This window comes from Pseudoalteromonas sp. SIMBA_162 (assembly GCF_046535955.1).
GTDB lineage: Bacteria > Pseudomonadota > Gammaproteobacteria > Enterobacterales > Alteromonadaceae > Pseudoalteromonas > Pseudoalteromonas marina.
This window is the reverse complement of the sequence record NZ_JAWJBQ010000360.1, coordinates 1-274: the sequence shown is the minus strand read 5'-3', so window position 1 is coordinate 274 and position 274 is coordinate 1. Positions and strand designations below refer to the sequence as shown.

Genomic DNA, 274 nt, shown 5'->3' with positions numbered 1-274 from the left:
CAGGGTCTTGTGCACTTCATCCAGCGCCACTTTCACATCCGGCAGCGTCTGGCCATTGAACTGTTTCAGGCTGGCGCGCAGCTCACGCAGGCTACCGTCCAGGTTGCTGGCGATGCTTTCCAGAGGCAACTTGGCAATGCGCTCGACCACCCGTTGCAGCTGCTCCTGCAACTGCTCCAGGCTGCCCGGCAATGTGGGGATGGTGATGGGGTTGGCGGCCATGTCGAAGGCCACCTTGGGGGTATCCGGGTAAAAGTCCAGGGATATGAACATC

1 protein-coding gene is annotated in these 274 nt (G+C 60.2%); it reads right to left on the bottom strand.

Annotation, left to right across the window (positions count from 1 at the left end; all coding sequences use genetic code 11):
* Positions 1 to 222, bottom strand: a 222-nt coding sequence (locus R0J88_RS20030) for a hypothetical protein (protein ID WP_410900881.1), incomplete at its 3' end; no start/stop codon positions are given.
* Positions 223 to 274 lie beyond the last annotated feature (52 nt).